This window comes from Stenotrophomonas maltophilia group sp. Smal32 (genome assembly GCF_030237085.1).
GTDB classification, from domain to species: Bacteria; Pseudomonadota; Gammaproteobacteria; order Xanthomonadales; family Xanthomonadaceae; genus Stenotrophomonas; species Stenotrophomonas maltophilia_Q.
Map to the genome: position 1 here is coordinate 28229 of NZ_JASJSI010000019.1, position 17199 is coordinate 45427.

The 17199-nt window shown below is 65.5% G+C and carries 21 protein-coding genes; 2 read left to right on the forward strand and 19 right to left on the reverse strand.

Translation table 11 applies throughout. The annotated features are described in order from the left end of the window. Positions 1-6: 6 nt before the first annotated feature. The 19 genes from QRO91_RS06900 to QRO91_RS06990 all read right to left on the reverse strand — a co-directional run bounded on the left by QRO91_RS06900 (position 7) and on the right by QRO91_RS06990 (position 14261). Positions 7-516, reverse strand: a complete 510-nt coding sequence (locus tag QRO91_RS06900; RefSeq protein WP_010481646.1) for a phage major tail tube protein — start codon at positions 514-516, stop codon at positions 7-9. A 22-nt stretch (positions 517-538) separates the two neighbouring features. Further along, positions 539-1711, reverse strand: a complete 1173-nt coding sequence (locus QRO91_RS06905) for a phage tail sheath protein (protein WP_033833493.1) — start codon at positions 1709-1711, stop codon at positions 539-541. Between the two features lie 15 nt (positions 1712-1726). Continuing rightward, positions 1727-2086, reverse strand: a complete 360-nt coding sequence (locus QRO91_RS06910) for a GPW/gp25 family protein (protein WP_100553323.1) — start codon at positions 2084-2086, stop codon at positions 1727-1729. After that, entirely contained in the window at positions 2083-2649 is a 567-nt protein-coding gene (locus QRO91_RS06915) for a phage baseplate assembly protein V (RefSeq protein ID WP_285310337.1), read from the reverse strand. The genes QRO91_RS06910 and QRO91_RS06915 overlap by 4 nt, the downstream gene beginning before the upstream one ends. Before the next feature lie 106 nt (positions 2650-2755). Beyond that, on the reverse strand, positions 2756-3337 hold the full coding sequence (locus QRO91_RS06920; protein WP_285310338.1) for a hypothetical protein: 582 nt from the start codon (positions 3335-3337) through the stop codon (positions 2756-2758). Between the two features lie 10 nt (positions 3338-3347). Continuing rightward, positions 3348-6563: a phage tail protein gene (locus tag QRO91_RS06925; RefSeq protein WP_285310339.1), complete on the reverse strand. Its 3216-nt coding sequence runs from the start codon at positions 6561-6563 to the stop codon at positions 3348-3350. A 6-nt stretch (positions 6564-6569) separates the two neighbouring features. Further along, on the reverse strand, positions 6570-7121 hold the full coding sequence (locus QRO91_RS06930) for a phage tail protein I (RefSeq protein WP_285310340.1): 552 nt from the start codon (positions 7119-7121) through the stop codon (positions 6570-6572). Continuing rightward, on the reverse strand, positions 7114-8004 hold the full coding sequence (locus QRO91_RS06935; RefSeq protein ID WP_285310341.1) for a baseplate J/gp47 family protein: 891 nt from the start codon (positions 8002-8004) through the stop codon (positions 7114-7116). Before QRO91_RS06935 ends, QRO91_RS06930 begins: the two co-directional genes overlap by 8 nt. A gap of 86 nt (positions 8005-8090) precedes the next feature. Next, positions 8091-8552: a phage virion morphogenesis protein gene (locus QRO91_RS06940; protein ID WP_285310342.1), complete on the reverse strand. Its 462-nt coding sequence runs from the start codon at positions 8550-8552 to the stop codon at positions 8091-8093. Beyond that, complete coding sequence (locus tag QRO91_RS06945; protein ID WP_285310343.1) at positions 8549-9034, reverse strand: phage tail protein; 486 nt, start codon at positions 9032-9034, stop codon at positions 8549-8551. The genes QRO91_RS06940 and QRO91_RS06945 overlap by 4 nt, the downstream gene beginning before the upstream one ends. Beyond that, complete coding sequence (locus QRO91_RS06950; RefSeq protein ID WP_285310344.1) at positions 9031-9552, reverse strand: hypothetical protein; 522 nt, start codon at positions 9550-9552, stop codon at positions 9031-9033. Before QRO91_RS06950 ends, QRO91_RS06945 begins: the two co-directional genes overlap by 4 nt. After that, on the reverse strand, positions 9552-10187 hold the full coding sequence (locus tag QRO91_RS06955) for a glycoside hydrolase family 19 protein (protein ID WP_404830237.1): 636 nt from the start codon (positions 10185-10187) through the stop codon (positions 9552-9554). Before QRO91_RS06955 ends, QRO91_RS06950 begins: the two co-directional genes overlap by 1 nt. Before the next feature lies 1 nt (position 10188). After that, on the reverse strand, positions 10189-10464 hold the full coding sequence (locus QRO91_RS06960; protein WP_285310345.1) for a phage holin family protein: 276 nt from the start codon (positions 10462-10464) through the stop codon (positions 10189-10191). Further along, entirely contained in the window at positions 10457-10810 is a 354-nt protein-coding gene (locus tag QRO91_RS06965; protein ID WP_010481669.1) for a putative holin, read from the reverse strand. Before QRO91_RS06965 ends, QRO91_RS06960 begins: the two co-directional genes overlap by 8 nt. Before the next feature lie 2 nt (positions 10811-10812). Beyond that, positions 10813-11028 carry a tail protein X gene (locus QRO91_RS06970; RefSeq protein WP_033833604.1) on the reverse strand — a complete coding sequence of 72 codons (216 nt, stop codon included), beginning with the start codon at positions 11026-11028 and terminating at the stop codon, positions 10813-10815. Further along, on the reverse strand, positions 11028-11495 hold the full coding sequence (locus QRO91_RS06975; RefSeq protein ID WP_285310346.1) for a head completion/stabilization protein: 468 nt from the start codon (positions 11493-11495) through the stop codon (positions 11028-11030). Before QRO91_RS06975 ends, QRO91_RS06970 begins: the two co-directional genes overlap by 1 nt. A gap of 104 nt (positions 11496-11599) precedes the next feature. Continuing rightward, positions 11600-12307, reverse strand: a complete 708-nt coding sequence (gene gpM / locus QRO91_RS06980) for a phage terminase small subunit (RefSeq protein ID WP_285310347.1) — start codon at positions 12305-12307, stop codon at positions 11600-11602. Between the two features lie 4 nt (positions 12308-12311). Then, a complete protein-coding gene (locus QRO91_RS06985) occupies positions 12312-13358 on the reverse strand; it encodes a phage major capsid protein, P2 family (protein ID WP_099540195.1) in 1047 nt (348 codons plus the stop codon). Between the two features lie 33 nt (positions 13359-13391). Continuing rightward, complete coding sequence (locus QRO91_RS06990) at positions 13392-14261, reverse strand: GPO family capsid scaffolding protein (protein WP_285310348.1); 870 nt, start codon at positions 14259-14261, stop codon at positions 13392-13394. A 154-nt stretch (positions 14262-14415) separates the two neighbouring features. Between QRO91_RS06990 and QRO91_RS06995 the strand changes: the two genes are divergently transcribed. Both QRO91_RS06995 and QRO91_RS07000 read left to right on the forward strand, forming a co-directional pair. Continuing rightward, complete coding sequence (locus QRO91_RS06995; RefSeq protein ID WP_285310349.1) at positions 14416-16173, forward strand: terminase ATPase subunit family protein; 1758 nt, start codon at positions 14416-14418, stop codon at positions 16171-16173. Continuing rightward, positions 16173-17183 carry a phage portal protein gene (locus QRO91_RS07000; RefSeq protein WP_111189571.1) on the forward strand — a complete coding sequence of 337 codons (1011 nt, stop codon included), beginning with the start codon at positions 16173-16175 and terminating at the stop codon, positions 17181-17183. Before QRO91_RS06995 ends, QRO91_RS07000 begins: the two co-directional genes overlap by 1 nt. Positions 17184-17199 lie beyond the last annotated feature (16 nt).

Below are 17199 nucleotides of genomic sequence, written 5' to 3' on the forward strand. Positions count from 1 at the left end.
GCGGGATCAGGCGCCGATGGCGCGACGCAGGGCAGACTGGCGGTCAACGCCGTTGACCATGAAGACCATGCCGACCAGGTCGATTTCGATCTCGGTGCGGCCGTTGACGGTCAGCTTGTAGTAGCTGGCCGAGGTCTTGACGCTGAACTCTGTGTCGTCGCCGACCTTGCCGGTGCCGGCGTCGATCTCGGTGTGGCGGCCGCGGATGACGATCTCGACCGCATCCACCTCGCCGCTGTCCTCCCGCTGGTAGCCGCCGGCGAAGCGCAGCTGCACCGCGTTGTGCGAAACGGCGCCGTACTGGCGCAGCACGTCGAGCATCAGGCCGCCGCACTTCCACTCGGCCTCGATCTTTTCCTGGCCCAGGTCTACGTCGATGGGGCCGAGCATGCCGCCTGCGCGGTACTCCTCCATCTTGCGGGTCAGGGTGGGCAGCTTGAACTCGGTGACCTGGCCGATGTAGCTCATGCCATCGTTGAACAGGTTGAGGTTTTTCAGCTTGCTGGGCAGTGCCATGGCAGGGGTTCCTTATGCGGCCTCAGCCGCTGATGCGGGCCGGGAAGTCGGCGAAGTAGCGGTCGGTGATGCGCTGGTTCAGCTGCAGGCTTTCCAGCGGCGGCACCGGGGTGTAATCGAAGTCGATCACCAGCTGGCCGCTGGCCAGCGACTCCGAAGCGTTGGCGCCGGCGTCGTACCAGGCGCTGGCGCCGATCAGGTAACCGGCATAGACCAGCTCGCGGAACTTCGCGTTGATGCTCTCCAACAGGTCGCGGACCAGCGTCGGATGCAGCGGCTTGTCGATGTAGATTTCCTGCGCCTCGGCGATGGTGTCGGCGAGGATCTGCGCGGTGCGGGTGGCCGTCTCGAACTGGAACAACGGGTCGGCGCTGCAGGTGCGCGAACCCCAGAACTTGTAGCCATTCGAGTTGATGAGGGTGGTCACGTCGCCGGCATTGAGCAGGCCCGCGTCGGTGTTGGGGTCCTGCAGATCCCAATGCACGTCGCGGCTGATGCCGGTCACACCAGCCACCGGCACGTTCGAGATGGACTTGTGCCAGCCCTGCTGCTGGTCGGTCATGGCGCGCACGCCCAGGGCACGGGCGACGGCGAAGGCCATGCCGGTGGAGGCGGTGACGGTGTTGAAGGCCATGAAGTCGGGGTAGATCAGCATCAGTTCACGGGCGGCGAACTGCTCGCGGTAGGCGATGGCCTCCGACACCGTCGCGCTAGCGGCGCAGCTGGCGTAGATCATGGCGCGCAGCTTCTTGGCGATGGGGATCATGGCAGCGGTCACCGGCTGGGTGTCCAGCCCCGGTGCGCCCAGGATGCGCGGACGCACGCCCAGCTGTGCCTGCGCAACCAGCAGCGCGTGCAGGCCGGTGTAGCTGCCGCCATTGGCGCCGCCGATGACGTTGGCAGTGGTGTCGGTGTCGTTGCTGGCGCTGGCCACACGTACCACCACCACAATCGGGTTGCCTTGGTCGGCGATGCCCTGCAGCGTGGCGCGCAGTGTTCCGGTGCTGCCTGCCTTGCCGACTGCGCTCAGCACGTCGGTAATCAGCACAGGGCGGTTCAGAGGGAAGGCGGTCTTGTCGGCATCCTCGCCCGTGCAGACGACGCCGATCACAGCGGTGGATACGGTACGGATCGGCCTGACGCCGCCGTTGATTTCGATGACGCGAACGCCGTGGTGGTAGCCGCTGGCGGCCATGGGCTTCTCCTTCGATTAGGGGGTGTGGAAGCGGAGTGGTACGGAAAGGCGGGTGTTGCGCGATGCGCCGCTCGGTGTGGCCAGCTGGCCCTGCAGGTCGAGGACGAACGAGCCGGCCACGTCGCCGTGAGCCAGGTCGATACGGGTCAGGCTGATGCGCGGCTCCCAACGCATCAGCGCGGTGGCGGTGGCGCCGAACAGCCTCAGGCGGGTTTCGTCGTTGAACGGCTGGTCGATCAGCTCGGGCAGCAGCGAGCCATACTCACGGCGCTGCACGCGCGAGCCGATGGGGGTGGTCAGAATGTCGGCGATGGACTGGCGCAGGTGCGCCAAGTCGTCGCTGAACACGCCTGTGCGGCCGTCCATGCCGATCATGCAGGCGCCCCGGTGGTGCCGCCGCCCGGTTGCACGCCGACGTGCTTGTGCTTGGTCAGGCTGATGCCGGCGGCGGTCACGTCGTCGGATACCTCCGCTTTGCCGGTGATGGTCACCTTGCCTTCGATGCTGGTGGCACCCTTGATGGTCACCGGGCCAGTGATCGTGGTTCCGCCGTCGGCGGTGATGGCCACGGTCCCACCGGCGGGCAGAACGGCCGACATGGCATGTGCGTCGTGGTCATAGCTGACCACGGCGCCATCCTTGAACTTGATCAGCGTCACGTTCGGGTTGTTCGACGGTGCCGGGTACTGCTCGCAGTACAGCCCGCGCAGCACGATGGCGTTGGCCAGGTCGCCATCGCAACACAGCAGTGCAACCTGCTCGCCGCTGCTCGGCGGGGACCAGGTGCGCAGCTCGCCGGCGGCGGCACTGAACCAAGGGAGGAAGTCGGTGTGCGCTTCGCCCGTCTGCACGCGGCACATGTGCCGGGCGTGATCGACCTCGGTCACCACGCCGTCGCGGAGCAGGTTGTTGATCTGTTGGGGCAGCGCACTATCCATGCCCCCATGTTCCCGGCGTCCCTTCGCGCGCGCACGTAGCGCGGCAGGTAGATAGAGCCGCTACAGCGGCGGGCGCGCGCGCCGCGCCGCTACGATCATCACCGCGTCAGCTCAGATCAGCCGGCGGCGAATCCTCCGGTGCAGTGGGCACTACGTCTACCCACGTTCCCGACGTATCGTCGTAGGTGACGGGCAGGCTGCGGCTGGACGGGGGCGCGTGGTCGGTGACCGAGGGCGGCAGCGACTGGCCACGCGGCACCGGTGCGGCGAACGTGCCGTCCGCCTTGTTCCAGAGCGGTTGGCCGCTGTAGTCCGGCTGAAGCACCCAAAGGCCCTGTCCATCGTCCCACGCGTTGCACTGCGCGGTGGTGCCATCAAGTCGGAACGGCTCAGCCAGCGTCACGCCCTTGGGCACCTTGTCGCCGAGCGCGAGGCGGTTGGGGACTGGCATTGCAGTGCGCGTATCCCACAGCATCCGATTGCGGTAGTCGGCCACTACATCCCAGCGCTTTCCGTCCTCAGAAAGGCGCAGTGCCTGGAACTCGCCAGCAGTTCGCTTGGGTGCCACGTCAACGGTGTGATCCGGGAGATACCAGGCGCCGTCCGGGGAGGGCTGCAGCCGCACCGGGCCTATGTATGCGCGGGTGATCGGGTCGAAGGCGTGGGCAAAGCGGGGTTCATTGGACATGCTTCGGTCCTCAGTAGGTGATGCAGTAGATCATTCGCAGACCCGCCGGCAGGTTGCGGTCGCCGCCGGTGTTGGCCACCGTGATCGCATGGGTATGCGCGCCGCCGTCAGCCGCTGTAGCGCTGTGGCCGTGGTCGCCAACCTGCGCGATAGAAATATCGTGCGAGTGAGCGCCGGCGCCATTCATGCCGATGTTGTGGGCGTGGCCACCTGCGCCATCCGTGGTGAAGCTATGGGAGTGAGCACCAGCGGGGCTGGTGTTCGGCCAAGGGTTGTCGTAGTCGACATTGCCGCGCGAGCCGGCGTGCTGGCCGTAGTCAGCACCCCACGGGTAAGCGAAGCCAGCTTCGGCGAAGGCGGTCAAGTGCTGGTGATCGCCTACCGCAGACGTACCGCCGGTATGCGCGTGGTGGCCCTGCGAGTCAGTCCACGCGCCGTGAGCGTGATCGCCTACACCGCTTGCACTTGCGCCGTGTGAGTGTGCGCCGCCGGCACCAACATTGATCGTGTGGCTGTGGTTGCCGGCACTGGCCGAACTAGCGGTGTGGGCGTGGCGGATCACCTCACCGGCGGTGAAGCCGCCAACGGCGTCGGCGCTGTTGGTATGGGTTACAACGGTGCCATCGCCCATAGCCGGCAGGTTGAAAGTGGTCTTGCCGTCGCCGGCGCCGTAGAGGGTGCCAACGGCAGCGAACAGGTCCGCGTAGGTGGTGCGGGAGACGGCAGCGCCGTTGCACAGGAGTGTGCCAGCCGGGGCGCTCTTGCCGGCGAACATGATGACCTGGCCGGGGATGCGGTTGGCCTTGGTGACAGGATCGAAGGTGCCACCATGCCAAACAGGCTTGCCATTGAACCGCAGTTCACTGCCACCCAGAAGCAGTGGAGCGTAGGCGCTGTTGCTCAGGGTCACCGCGTCAATGGTGACGCCGCTGCTATCCGCAAAATCGCGGATCATCAGCCGAGACTTCGCCCCGATGTAGTCAAGGCCAATCGTGGATCGCAACGTCACGCCCTGGCTGACGACCAGAGCGCCCGTGATGGTGCCGCCGGCCCGGTCCAGCTTGTCGCCAGGATTGAAGTTCGCATCGGTCCACAGCTCCGCCCATGCCTTCCAGCGCTGGTCAGCGGGCGCGGTGTCGCGACGGGATCGCATCCAGAACCGGTTGCCACCGCCGTAGTCGGCGGCCAGGGCAAGGCCACGGGAGTTGTCATAGCTGGGCAGGGACCAGGCAATGGTGTACTGCGCCGGCATCGTGGTAGGCGAGGGGTTGCCCTGTCGGTTGATGCGCAGCGCGTTCCACGTGTCCACCCAGCTGTCGTCGTTGCTGGTCGGCGTGAGATAGGCCACGCGCGAAGCCACTTCCTCAACGGAAGCTGCGCCGATCTCGCTCAGAGTCCATCCAAAGTTCACGCCGCCGTTCACATCCTTGGCGGTGTTCCCGATGGTCACCTTGCGGGAAGCGCCCCATGCCGTGGTCACAATGTTGGCGGAGCCGTCGAATGCGGTTCCGTTGATCGTGCGGGGCGCTGCAAGCCTGCTGGCGGTGTCCGCGTTGCCAGTCAGCTTGCCCCGGAACTCCGCCGCATAGACCCAGCTGCCGGTCGGGTTCAGCACGATCTTGTTGGGGTTGGCCACATTCGTAAGGCGGAATTCCTTGCCACCTGTAATGTCGTGCAGCTCCAATCCGGTCTGTCCCTCGGTCCCGCCTTGTTTGAACTGCCAAGGACGCTCTGAGTACAGCTCGCACAGCACCTTCCCGTCGCCAGATCCGGTTCCGATCCGGGCGCTCGCCATCTCGGTAAAGCCGTTCTTGTAGACAGCCAGCTGCCCTGCTGGGTTCGCGGAGCCATTGGGGCGCAGGTAGACGAAGCCACCGTCGCTACCGGCGGCGGCAGACAGCACCACGCTGCCAACGGCACTACCGCGCAGCGCGCCCCCAGCGGTCCCCAGGTCGAGGGTTTGATCATCAGCCAGCGATGCGCCCAGGGCGAACGTCTGGCGGCGTCCCCAGCGGTTCTCGGTGGAATCCACCAGGCGCCGCACATCCGAGACAGTGGCTACCGGCTCGACCGTTGCATAGACGATCCCGGCCGGTTCGACGGTCTGGAAGGTGGCAACACCATGGTAGGTGGTGTTGGTGATGTTGACCGGGCGAACGCGGTGGCCGTGGTTGTAGTCGCCCTGGAGCATCCAAAGCTCAACGCCGCTGGAGTCCCCCGCCGCATCGCGTGTCAGAACCAGTCCGAGCCGAGCAGGGTTGTTGAGGGCATCGGTAGCACCAAGCCGTGCTTGGTAGACCATGGCATCTACGTGCGCCTGTGTTAGTACCGTCAGCCCCGTGCCGTACCCGCGTGCAGATGCAGACACGAAGTCAGTAACGAACCTGCGGCCACCGATGCTGCCGTTGGTGATTTCGATCATCAGAACACTGGCATTGGTCGAAGACCACGGCAGTGTGCCCAGCTTGATCCATCGCTTCTGCGCGTTGTTCTGTGGGATCAGGTACGAGGGCTGCACCTCGCCGACCTGCGGGAAGTCGGCAGCGTGCATGCCGTCGAGCGTGTCGGCGTCCAGTCCCTTGCCGTGGCCCATATCCTTCAGCGCGGCGCCTTTCAGTTCGAGGCTGGCGCGGATAGCCGCGGCCGTGGCCAGCGCCAGCACCGTCTTGACGAACGGCGTCGGTGCGTTGGCGCCGAAGCGGTCGTCCAGGGCGCCTTTCAGTCCGCGAGCGGTGACTGCGCGCACGGCATCGATGCCCAGGATGGTTTCGGGGCTGTCCGCCAGCTCTACCACACCGGCAACCGTTTCGGTGGCCGGCGGATTCAGGAACTGCGTGCTGCCGAACTTGATCTGCGCCGTGTCGATATCGGCGAACACCACGTCGGCCGAGAGCAGCAGCGTGGAGATGCTCGCCTTCTCCATGATCGCCTCGGCCTGGCCGTAGGCGGCAAACAGTGTGCCGTCGGCCAGATACAGGCCGAAGCCACGTAGCGGGTACTTGTCGGTACCGCTGTCCTGCAGCGTGACGTGGATCGTGTCAGCCGCAACGGACTCGCCGCCGAAGCTGGTCATCCGCTTGAACTCTCCGGGCAGCTGCGTCATGGCCGCAGTGGGGGTGAAGCCGGTAGAGGTCAGTCCGATCTGAGAAATCAGCACCGTGTTGGTGCCGGTGTTGGTGCCGTTGACCAGCTTGGCGCGGCCGGCGTTGGTGATCTTCATGCGCATGGGGGGTCAATCTCCGGTCATCGTCAGGCGGCGGTAGACCGCCGCTTGGGCACCTGCGACGGTTCCGACTTGGCTGTCGGCCTGAATGCCTTGGGTGAAAGTGAAGTGCGAGCGCACGGGCTTTGTGCGGTTGACCGCGTCCACGATCTGGTGGACGAACTCGGCCGACGACTCCTGACCGCCGTCGCCGCTGATGGTCAAAAACAGGCTGAACGTGTGCGGTTCGCCCTGCGGGGCTATCTGCCACCATTCGCGGATCTTCATCTGACCGCCAAAGCTGGCGATCAGGTCCGCGATGCTCTTGGCGGTCCCTTTGTGGCGCTGGATCTGGAACGAACTGGCGATGCGGGCACGCTTGATGCGCTCCGGCCAGTTGCTGTCCCAGGTATCCACCGACACGCTCCACGCGAGAAACGGCAGGAACTCGGCCGGGCAGTTCCACGGGTTCCAGAGCGTGTCGTGAACCATGGGCACGCCCGACAGCTGCGCATCGGCGCGCTCTACCGCGCGTTCCAGCCGCGTCGAGTTGGGGGGCAGCAGGGAGGTGGCGTCAGGCATCGGTGCCGCCGTGCTCGATCACAACGCTGGTGCAGTACGGCGCCGACTGCGCGTCCACCGGCATATCCGCCGTGGGCATCTGCAGCTGCACACGGTGGACGCCATCGACGTGCAGGGCCGAGTAGAGCGCCGACAGCGGCACGTCGCGGCCCAGGCGCTGGGTCTGCTGCAGGAACAGCGACACGCGGCGCCGGGCTTCGGCCAGTACCAGCGCACTATCGGGACCGTTGAAGGTCACCAGCCGCGCCCGGATCTCGAAGGGCTTCACGGTGGCCGGGGCCACGGTCACGTAGTCGGTCAGGGGCCGCACGTTGTCGTTGAGCAGCGCGGATTCGACGGTCTTCAACAGCGCCGCCGACGGCGTGCCGTCGCCCTGCCGCGACAGGACCGTGACTACCACCTTGCCCGGCGACGGGCTGGCGACGCTGGCGTCGAGCACGTCCGAATGTGCGGATAGCGTGTGGAAAATGTAGGCCCCTTCGGGGCCAGCGACAGACAGGCTTTCAGGTGCCAGCTGGATGCGGCGCCGGAAGGCTGCGTCGTTCTCGTACTCGGCCGGGGTGTTGGTCTTCGGATCTGCCGGCTTCAACAGCTTGCGCTGCACGCCAAACGGCACAGCGAGGTTGTCCAGGTCGGCGCCGTTGGAGTAGGGCAGCAGCAGGCCGCGTGCGCGTTGGTTGAACTGCTCACGCAGCACCAGCTCGCGGTAGGCGCTGGCCTGCAGCAGTTTCATCACCGGATCAGATTCGACCAGGGCGGTGTAGTCGGGGCACAGGCGCCGGAACTCGGCCAGACGTTCGGCCAAGATGGCCTCGAACGTGCGCTGCTCGAAGATGTCCGGCGCCGGCAGCTTGTCGACTTCGATGGCGGTAAATGAGGACACGGATGCACCGGCTGATGGGTCCGGTCCAGATTCCCATCGCGCGCGCGCGAGGCCGAGGAATGCGGCGTGTAGCGCGGCCGCTTACGCTACAGCGTGTGCAGATGGTCGAGGATCAGCTCGCGTATCAGCTGTTCGTCGGCATGGGTGAAACCGAGCAGCACGCGCCGCGCGTAGGTAACGCGGGGGCCGCCCTTGCTGACGGAATCGGTGCGGCCTTCTTGGTGGATTCGCGCGATGCGGGAGACGCGGCCGGCGAAGCCCACCGCCGCCTCACTGGCACTGCCCCGCACGCGTAGATGCTTGGCCTGCCGGATCTTGCCGAACATGGCACCGCGCTTGATGCGGCCAGCCTTGGCGCGGTGAGGCGGTGCGTTGCGTCGTGCGGCAAACGGGGAACCGTCGGGATTCTGCTGGCCAGCGATGCGCTTTTGCTGAGAGCGCCGCACGGCGGTGCCGACCTTGCGGGCCAGGCGGCTGCGCTCTGCAGGCTTGAGCCGCTGCAGCAGCGGCGCCACCCAAGCCTCCAGGCGCTGCAGATCCTCGTTCACTCGGTAATCGCCGGCAGGGTGCCCAGCACTTCACCGTCGGCCGTCAGCGGGCCACCAGCGAGCGTATGGCGGTGTTCCCACTCGGCGCGCGGCTCGGGCAGGTACTGCAGCTGGAACACGCCAGCGTCGTCCTGCACGACGCGCACGCGCTCGGTCAGCGGTAGACGGATTGCCAGATCGACCACGGTATCGCTCAGCACGTCCACCTCGAAGGCCAGCTTTTCGCGGTTGTCTGGGTTGGCCAGCAGGTCGGGCTGGTGTCGCGTCAGCCACTGCAGCAGCGGCACCATGACGGCCTCGGGCGCCCCGGCGAAGTCACGCAGGATCATTTCGAGGGTGTAGCGGTACTGGAAGGACAGACCAGCCTGGAAGCTGGCCACCAGCCCGCCGTCATCCACGAACACCAGCAGGCGTTCCGGATCGGCGGCGAGCGACGGCATTGCCGCGACCAGGTGCTGGCGGAGCAGTTGGGGCTTCTTCATCGCCGCGCGCACTCGGCCAGGGCGGTGTGCAGCTGGGTGACCAGCTGCTGCAGGGCCGTCACCTGCTCGGCGGCGGCGTGGTACTGACCGTAGTTGGCTGCGGTGGTTTCGGCGACGGCAGAGAGCGTAACGCCGGCAGCGGGCGCATCAGGATCGCCGGCAGTTCCGGTGGGGGCGATGCCTGCCGCAGCGGCGTCGTGGATGTGCACGAAGCCAGCAGGCACAGCGCAAGCGGCATCAGCGGTCGGAGTGACATAGACGGGAACCTCTTTGGTGATGGTGTCGCCGCGCTCGCGCACCACCTGTACGCGGTCCACGTACTCGGTCACGACGCGGGTGGTGCCCTGTGCCAGTTCCAGCTTGCCGGCCAGATCCTTCTTTTCGGCATCGGCGCTGGCCAAGGCAGCGTTGACGCGGTCCAGCGCGGCAGTGGCGCGGTTCACCCGCACCTGCTGGCAGCTGAAAAGGCCGGCGGTGGCCGCGATCAGGGCCACGATGGCAAGGGCACGGTAGAGCATCAGCGTGCGCCCAGCGCGGCCAGGGCGCGGTTGGTGCGTGAGGTTCGGTCGGCCATTCCGTTCGGTGTGGCGCGGCTGCGGGCGTTGCCCAGGTTGACCACGCGGCTGACGCTCAGCACATCGCGCTGGTCGGCGTAGGCGTTGAGCCGGTTGTCGTGCCAGAACGCCGCCGCTGCGAGGGCGCCGGTTTCCGGCTCGATCAGCAGGCCGGGCATCTCTTCCAGCGGCTGGCCGATCAGCTGGCCGATGTGGCGATAGTTGCCACGGCCGGTGTGCATCATCGGCCCACGCCCGCGATAGGCGTAGCCGTCGCCGCTGGCCTCATTGCCGTTGCCGTTGCGGTTGGCGTAGACGCGGTTGCCCAGCTTCGCCGGCTGGTGGACGAACGCAGCCGCCTCCGGGCCTTCGACGTACTTGCCGAACACTTCGAGCAGGCGCTCGCGGCTGTAGCTGAGCGATTCCTCCACCCGCGACAGGCTCAGGCTTTCATGGCCTACCTGTGCGAGGAAGTACGCGACGCGCACCGGGGTGTTGATCCCGAAGCGCTTCATCGCCGCATTGAACGGCGCCACCCAGCGCTGAGCGCGGGAGAGCGGGCATTGCATGATCTGCGCCAGTAGTGGGGCGGTCAGCACGTCAGTTGCTCCCGAACAGGTGCGCGACGTTGCCGCGCGAACGATAGGTGGCCACCAGCAGGACCAGCAGTAGCAGCAGCTGCCAGACGGTGACGCTGGCGCGCGCGCCCTGCAGCATGATCTGCAGCGCCAGGCCGCCGGTGGCGGCGATCAGCAGCCATGCGCACCAGGCGATGGCGGGGCGGTGGTTGGCGCCGGGGGCAGGGCGGTAGGTCAGCAGGCGGATGCAGATGGCCAGGCTGCACAGCAGCGTGGCGGTGGTCAGGAACTCAGCCATCGGAGCCTCCACGCGGCAGGCGGGTCACGTCAGCCGAGCGGCTGCGCTCGATCAGGCTCAGGGTCAGGGTGACGATGACCGCGGCACAGATGAACGCGGCAAGGCCCGTGGACACCACGCCGAAGCGCTGCATCACCTCGGTACCGCCCAGGTAGCCGGCCACGACGCTGATGGCCAGATACACCAGGCGCTTCCAGATCGGCAGATTCTTGGCCGACACGACGAACAAGGTGGCGCCGGCGAACGCGCCCAGGAACGCATCGGTTTGGATCCCCGGCAGGATCGACGCAAGGCCGACCCCTGTTGCCAGTGCTGCCATGCTGCCGGTAGAGGTTGGTTCGGTCATCTTCAATCCCATAGCTGAACAAGGGGGCGCATCGCGGCGCCGGTGGACGGTGCGGGTACGTCGGGTAGCTCCACGACAGTGCCGATGGGCAGGACCGGCCCATGCAAGCTGATGCCGTAGTTCAGTGCATGCGCCTTCTCGACCATGCCGGCGGTGGTGCCCAGGTGCCGGTGGCAGAGCGCGTCGAGCGTGTCGCCCTGCATCGAGACGACGCGCATCAGATCAGCTCCACCGTGACGCGCGGCAAGCCCTGCAGGTCGCAGATGGCGTTGCGCAGATCGCGGCGGATCTCATCAATGGTCGGGGTGAGTTCCTCCGCACGCTGGTTGCCCTGTGCGGTGGCGTCGTAGGAGCGGTAGCGTTCGTGCAGTTCGACAGCGGTGGCGCAACCGACCGCACGCAGGAACAGATGCACCAGCCGGGTGCTGCCGTCGATCATCTGCGCTGGCACGTCGGCCAAGGTGGCGTAGCCGGCGGCTTCCTTGCCTGCCTGCCACGCCTCCAGTTCCCGCGTTACGTCCATGACGGCCGACACCACGGTGCTGCGCATACGCGGTGCCGGTATGTCGCCGGGGACCCGGATCGCCTCACGCAGCGCAACCACGTCGATCTCCGGCCAGAACGTGCCGGCGGTGAGGTTGGGTTGCTTGGCGGCGGGTGATGCGTTGGCAACAAAGCTGCTCATGGTGGCCTCGTAGGTCGCCGGTGGTCGGGGCGTCACACCAAGGGAGAGAGGTCTTGGTGATCGGCCCCGAGCCGGCTGGGTTGCGGGGTACGCTCGGTGTGAGGTCAGCCGTTGGACTGGCTGGTCTCGAACTTCTTCATCAGGCGATCGGCGCGCTTGAGGTCTTCCTTGCCGCCGCAGCCGTCATGCAGACGGATGGCTTCGCGCAGATCCTCGACCGCCTGACCAACGTCCTCTGCGTTCGGCGGTGTCTCTTCGCTGCCGGGGGGCAGCAAGCAGCGAGCGCGGGCCAGCAGCAGGCGGGCGCGGACCTGATCGGGCATGTCGTGGCCTTTGGTCACCTCGACAGCCCGATTCAGCACGCCCAGGTCGAATGCGGCACCCGTCTTCAACGCGTTGAGCGCGGCGATGCCAATTTCCTCGGCGACGACACAGCCGGCGGTGCGCTCGAATCGGTCGGGCATCGTCAGGCCATGCGCCAGCACGTAGGCGGCGATGTCCAGCGCTGGGTCGTACAAGCCTGCGTCGATGTTCCAAAGCATCAGCGTGGACACCACGTCATCCTGGCCACCGGCATCGGCAGCGAGGACGCCCTCGATGTAGGCGTCATAGGTCGGCAACAGCGCTGCCTTGAGTTGGCCCTTAGCCTTGCCCGACTGAATCTGTTTCAGTCGAGCGCGGTCGGTGGCCAGCTGCAGCAGCGTCTGCTGATAGATCGGTGTGCCTTCCATCAGATTGCCGCCTGCCGCGCGCATGGCCGCTTCTTCGGCCTCAACGCGCTGCAGGTGCCGCTTCGCGGGACTGTCGGCCATGGCCTCAGCCCCCGACCTGCGGAGCTTCATCCTGCTCAACGACCTTGATGTTCTCGACCACGGCGCCACGGCCATAGTCTTCGACCACGTAGCAGTCGTTGGACGACTCGAAGTTCGCAATGCGGTTCTTCTCCGGCTCTTCCTTGATGTAGCGGCGACGGCCGTCGATCTGCCAATAGAGGGAGAGGTTGTCCAGGGAGGTGACCAGCAAAGCATCGGCCGGCATGAAGGGAACAACGACCGGCTGCAGGCCACCGATGCGCTTGGTGCCCAGCACCAGATCCGCGGCCAGCTGCTCGGTGGGCTTGTTGTCCTGATTGATGATCGGGAAATACTTGTCATGCACCAGGTTGCGGCCGAGCACGACGACCAACGCCGGATCTTGCTGATGCCACGGGTCGATCAGGTTGGACACCAGGTCCATGACCAGCGCGTCGAGGTTGGCGTAATCACGCGTTGCCTTGTCGCCGCCGATCAGGACATTGCCGCCAGCCCTGCCCTTGTTCATCACGCGCTTGGCGGCGTGCTCACGGTACTTCTGCAGCCAGCCCTTGTTCACATCCTGCAACAGCGGATTGGTGGCGCGGCTGGTGGTAGCGGCAGCGCTGGTACCGTTGAATCCCACCATGATGCGGTCGAGTGCCTGGCGCTGGATGATCGCGTCGCGCAGCAGCGTCTGGAAGTTCTTCTGACGCGCCCATGCGTCGAGGCGGGCGTAGGGGATGGCGGTGTCGTAGTTGGTCTGGACGCACTCGTAGCCAGTCTTGTCGAGTGCCGTCACATCCGCAGGTTCGCGCTTGCCGTCGCCACTGGTGTCGGTGCGGCCGGCAATGGTGCCGCTCACACCAACGCCGATCTTCTCGCCCTTGAGGTCGATCACGCCGGGCATGTTGATGGCGGACAGGAATGCGCTGCTCTCCTGAATGCGCTGCTCGATGGTCTGCTGCACGCTCGGCTCGACCGAGAACGACAGGGCGGCAGATTCGATGTTGTTCAGTTCCGCCACGCGGCGGGTGAACTGGTTGAACTGTGTACGGGTTTCGGTACGCATTGCGTTGCTCCGTGAGTAGGGGGCCGGTGGGGATCAGCAGTCGGTGGCGTCGCCGACGTTGCCGCCGCTGCCGGAGATCGGCGGCCGCTGGCTGAACGTCTGCGGGGTGTCATCGAGCGTCTTGCGCACACTGGCCACCTGCGCGGTGAGGTTCTGGACCTTGGTGGCCAGGCTGCGGTTCTCCTCGGCCAGCTGCTCGATGCGGTCTTCCTGTGCGGTGAAGGTGGCCAGAAGCTGTTCGGCGAACTTGGAGGCATCGGCCGCAGGATCATCCTTCGGTGCGGGTTCCGGTGCCGGCTTCGGCAGCAGGCCGATGCCCGAAAGCAGCAGTTGCATCTTGCTGGCGCGCGGCGCCGGCTGCTCGACCTCATCGAAGGTGATTTCCGTCTCTTCCAGTTCGGTAAACAGGTTCTCCGGCGCCTGCTTGCGATGGGTGAGAGGGTTCTTGTCCGGATGCTGTGCTGCGAAGGCCAGCATTTCCGTGCCCAGGCTCGCCGGGGTGTCGGTCACCGCCAGGCCCTGCAGGTACGCCTTGCCGGTGTCGGCGAACTTCGGCGCAATCTCGATGCTGGTGTAGAGCTTCTGCTTGTCGTTGTTGACCATCGCAACCAGCGCGTCGGTCGGTTCGATCTGGGCAAACAGGGCCAGCTTCTTCACGCCGCCCACTTCGACCTCCTCGGCCTTCACCGCCAGGACGTCGCCGAACGCCTTGAACGGGCCATCCGGCATCAGGCTGCGCATGTGCTCCACCCAGATGCGGGCGCCGTACAGTTGCGGATCGTAGGACGCCGCCATATCGGTGATGTGCTGACGCTCGATCACACGGCCGTCGGTGGTTGCGCCCTCGACGGCGACGCGGAAGAACTTGGAACGCAGCTTCTTTTTGTCGGTCTTACCGGCCATTTCACCCTCTGCTGGTGTCAGTGCGCATCGGTTCTCGATGCGATGACCCATCGTCGAATGAGGGCGAAATTGCAGCAACGCGCGGAGCGTGTAAGCGCCTGTATTACGTGGGTTTTCCGTGTCGCGCGCGCGTGGCGGCGGGCAACCTGTTCACGTGACCAGCGTAGCCGAAAAACTCCACGTCGATCCACGACGCCAAGCCAAGTTCCTTTACTGGATGGGCTGGCGCGTGTGCGATATCGCCAGCCTGATTGGCGAGAAAGAGAAGACGATCCATAGCTGGAAGGCGCGCGACGAATGGGACCGCGCCGACGCCGTGGAGCGCATTGGCGGCGCACTGGAAGCACGCTTGGCGATCCTGATTCACAAGGAAGGTAAGACCGGCGGCGACTTCAAAGAGATCGACCTGCTGCATCGCCAGCTTGAGCGTCAGGCCCGCATCCAGCGCTACCAGGGGGGCGGGAATGAGGCCGATCTGAATCCGGCGGTGGCCAACCGCAACGCGGCTCCGAAGAAGAAGGCGCGCAAGAACGAGTTCAGCGAGGAAGAGATCGAGCGCCTGCAAACGGCGTTTGTGGATGGGTGTTTCGACTACCAGCGCGATTGGTACCGGGCGGGCAACGAACGCACGCGGGTGATCCTGAAATCCCGCCAGATTGGCGCTACCTACTACTTTGCGCGTGAGGCGCTGATTGATGCGCTGACCACCGGTCGAAATCAGATTTTCCTCAGCGCTTCAAAGAGTCAGGCCCATATCTTCCTGGGCTACATGCGCGGCTTTGTGCGTGAGGTGCTGGACCGTGATTTGACTGGCGATCCGATCACCCTGGCCAACGGTGCCGAGCTGTTCTTCCTCGGCACCAATGCCCGCACCGCTCAGGGCTACCACGGCAATTTCTACTTCGACGAATTCTTCTGGACCCATGGCTTTAACCAGCTGAACAAGGTCGCCAGCGGCATGGCGATGCACAAGAAGTGGCGCAAGACGTACTTCAGCACGCCATCCACCATGGCGCATGAGGCGTTCGACTTCTGGACGGGCGAGCGTTTCAACAAGGGACGTTCGGTGTCCCAGCACATCCAGATGGATGTGAGCCACGCGCGGCTGATGGGCGGGCGTCGCTGTGAAGACGCCATGTGGCGCCAGATCGTGACTGTGCTCGATGCGGCTGGCCGGGGCTGCGACCTGTTCGATATCGAGGAGCTGCGCCGCGACTACAGCGCCGAGGAATTCGCCAATCTGCTGATGTGCGAGTTCGTGGACGACAGCGCCAGCATCTTCCCGCTCACGATGCTACAGCCGTGCCAGGTCGATAGCTGGGTGGATTGGGCGGACGACTTCAAACCGCTTGCCATGCGCCCATACGGCGACCGCGCGGTGTGGATCGGGTATGACCCGGCCGAGACAGGCGATAGCGCTGGCATCGTGGTGGTGGCCCCGCCGCTGGTGCCCGGTGGCAAGTTCCGCGTGCTGGAAAGGCACCAGTTCAAGGGCATGGATTTCGCGGCACAGGCCGCTTTCATTCAGCAGATCACCCTGCGGTATTGGGTGACCTATATCGGCATCGACGCAACCGGCATGGGCACCGGCGTGGCCCAGCTGGTGCGCCAGTTCTTCCCCGGCGTGACGATCTTCAACTACTCCCCCGAGGTGAAGACCCGGCTGGTGTTGAAGGCGTTCGATGTCATCAAGAACGAGCGTCTGGAATACGACGCGGGCTGGACCGACCTCACGCAGTCGCTGCTTGCGATCCAGAAAACCATCACCCCGAGCGGGCGCCAGGTCACCTACACGGCCGGGCGTTCGCGCACCACAGGCCACGCCGATCTGGCGTGGGCACTCATGCACGCGCTGCAGAATGAACCGCTGGAAGGCGGCACCGCTGCGCGCAGCACCATGGAGATTTGCTGATGACTGACCCCGACCAGGGCACTACCGTGACCGCCCCTGCCGGCGTTGAGGCGTTCACCTTCGGCGACCCCACGCCCGTGCTCGACTCTCGGGGCATCCTCGACTACCTCGAATGCTGGCGCAACGGGCGCTACTTCGAACCGCCGGTGGATCTGCATGGGCTGTCCCGCACCACCCGCGCTAACCCCTATCTGCACAGCGGACTGACGTTCAAGCGCAACATGCTGGTGAGCACGTTCAAGCCCCACAAGCTGCTGAGCCGTGAGGCGTTCGCCCAGCTGGCATTGGACTACATCACCTTCGGCATGGCCTATGTCGAGCGCCGCCGCGCTATGTCCGGCGTCAATCACTCCTTGGCGGTGCCGCTGGCCAAGTACGTGCGCCGAGGCGTGGAACCGGGCGAGTTCTTCCAGATCCGCGCCGGCAAGATCGAGCATGAGTTTGCTCGCGGCGATGTGTTCCAGCTCCGCGAGGCAGATGTTGACCAGGAAATTTATGGGCTGCCGGAATGGATGCCGGCTGTTCAGTCGGCCCTGCTGAACGAATCGGCGACGCTGTTTCGCCGGAAGTATTACAACAACGGCTCGCATGCCGGGTTCATCCTGTACCTGACCGACTCCCTGACCGAGAAGGACGATGTGGACGGTATCCGGAACGCGCTGCGCGAGTCACGCGGCCCGGGCAATTTCCGCAACCTGTTCCTGCACTCGCCGGGCGGCAGCAAGGATGGTCTGAAGCTGATTCCGGTCAGCGAAGTTGCGGCGAAGGATGAATTTACCGGCATCAAGAGCGTGACCCGTGACGACATGCTGGCCTCCCTGCGCACGCCGCCGCAGCTGTTGGGCATCGTGCCGCAGAACAGCGGTGGCTTTGGCTCGATCCGCGAGGCGGCAACCGTGTGGACTGCGATGGAACTGTCACCACTGCAGACGCGGCTGACCGCGATCAATGAATGGCTGGGCGATGAGGTGATCCGCTTCAACCCGTTCGAGCTGGGAGCGGCAGCATGATGACTGGCCGGCAGAA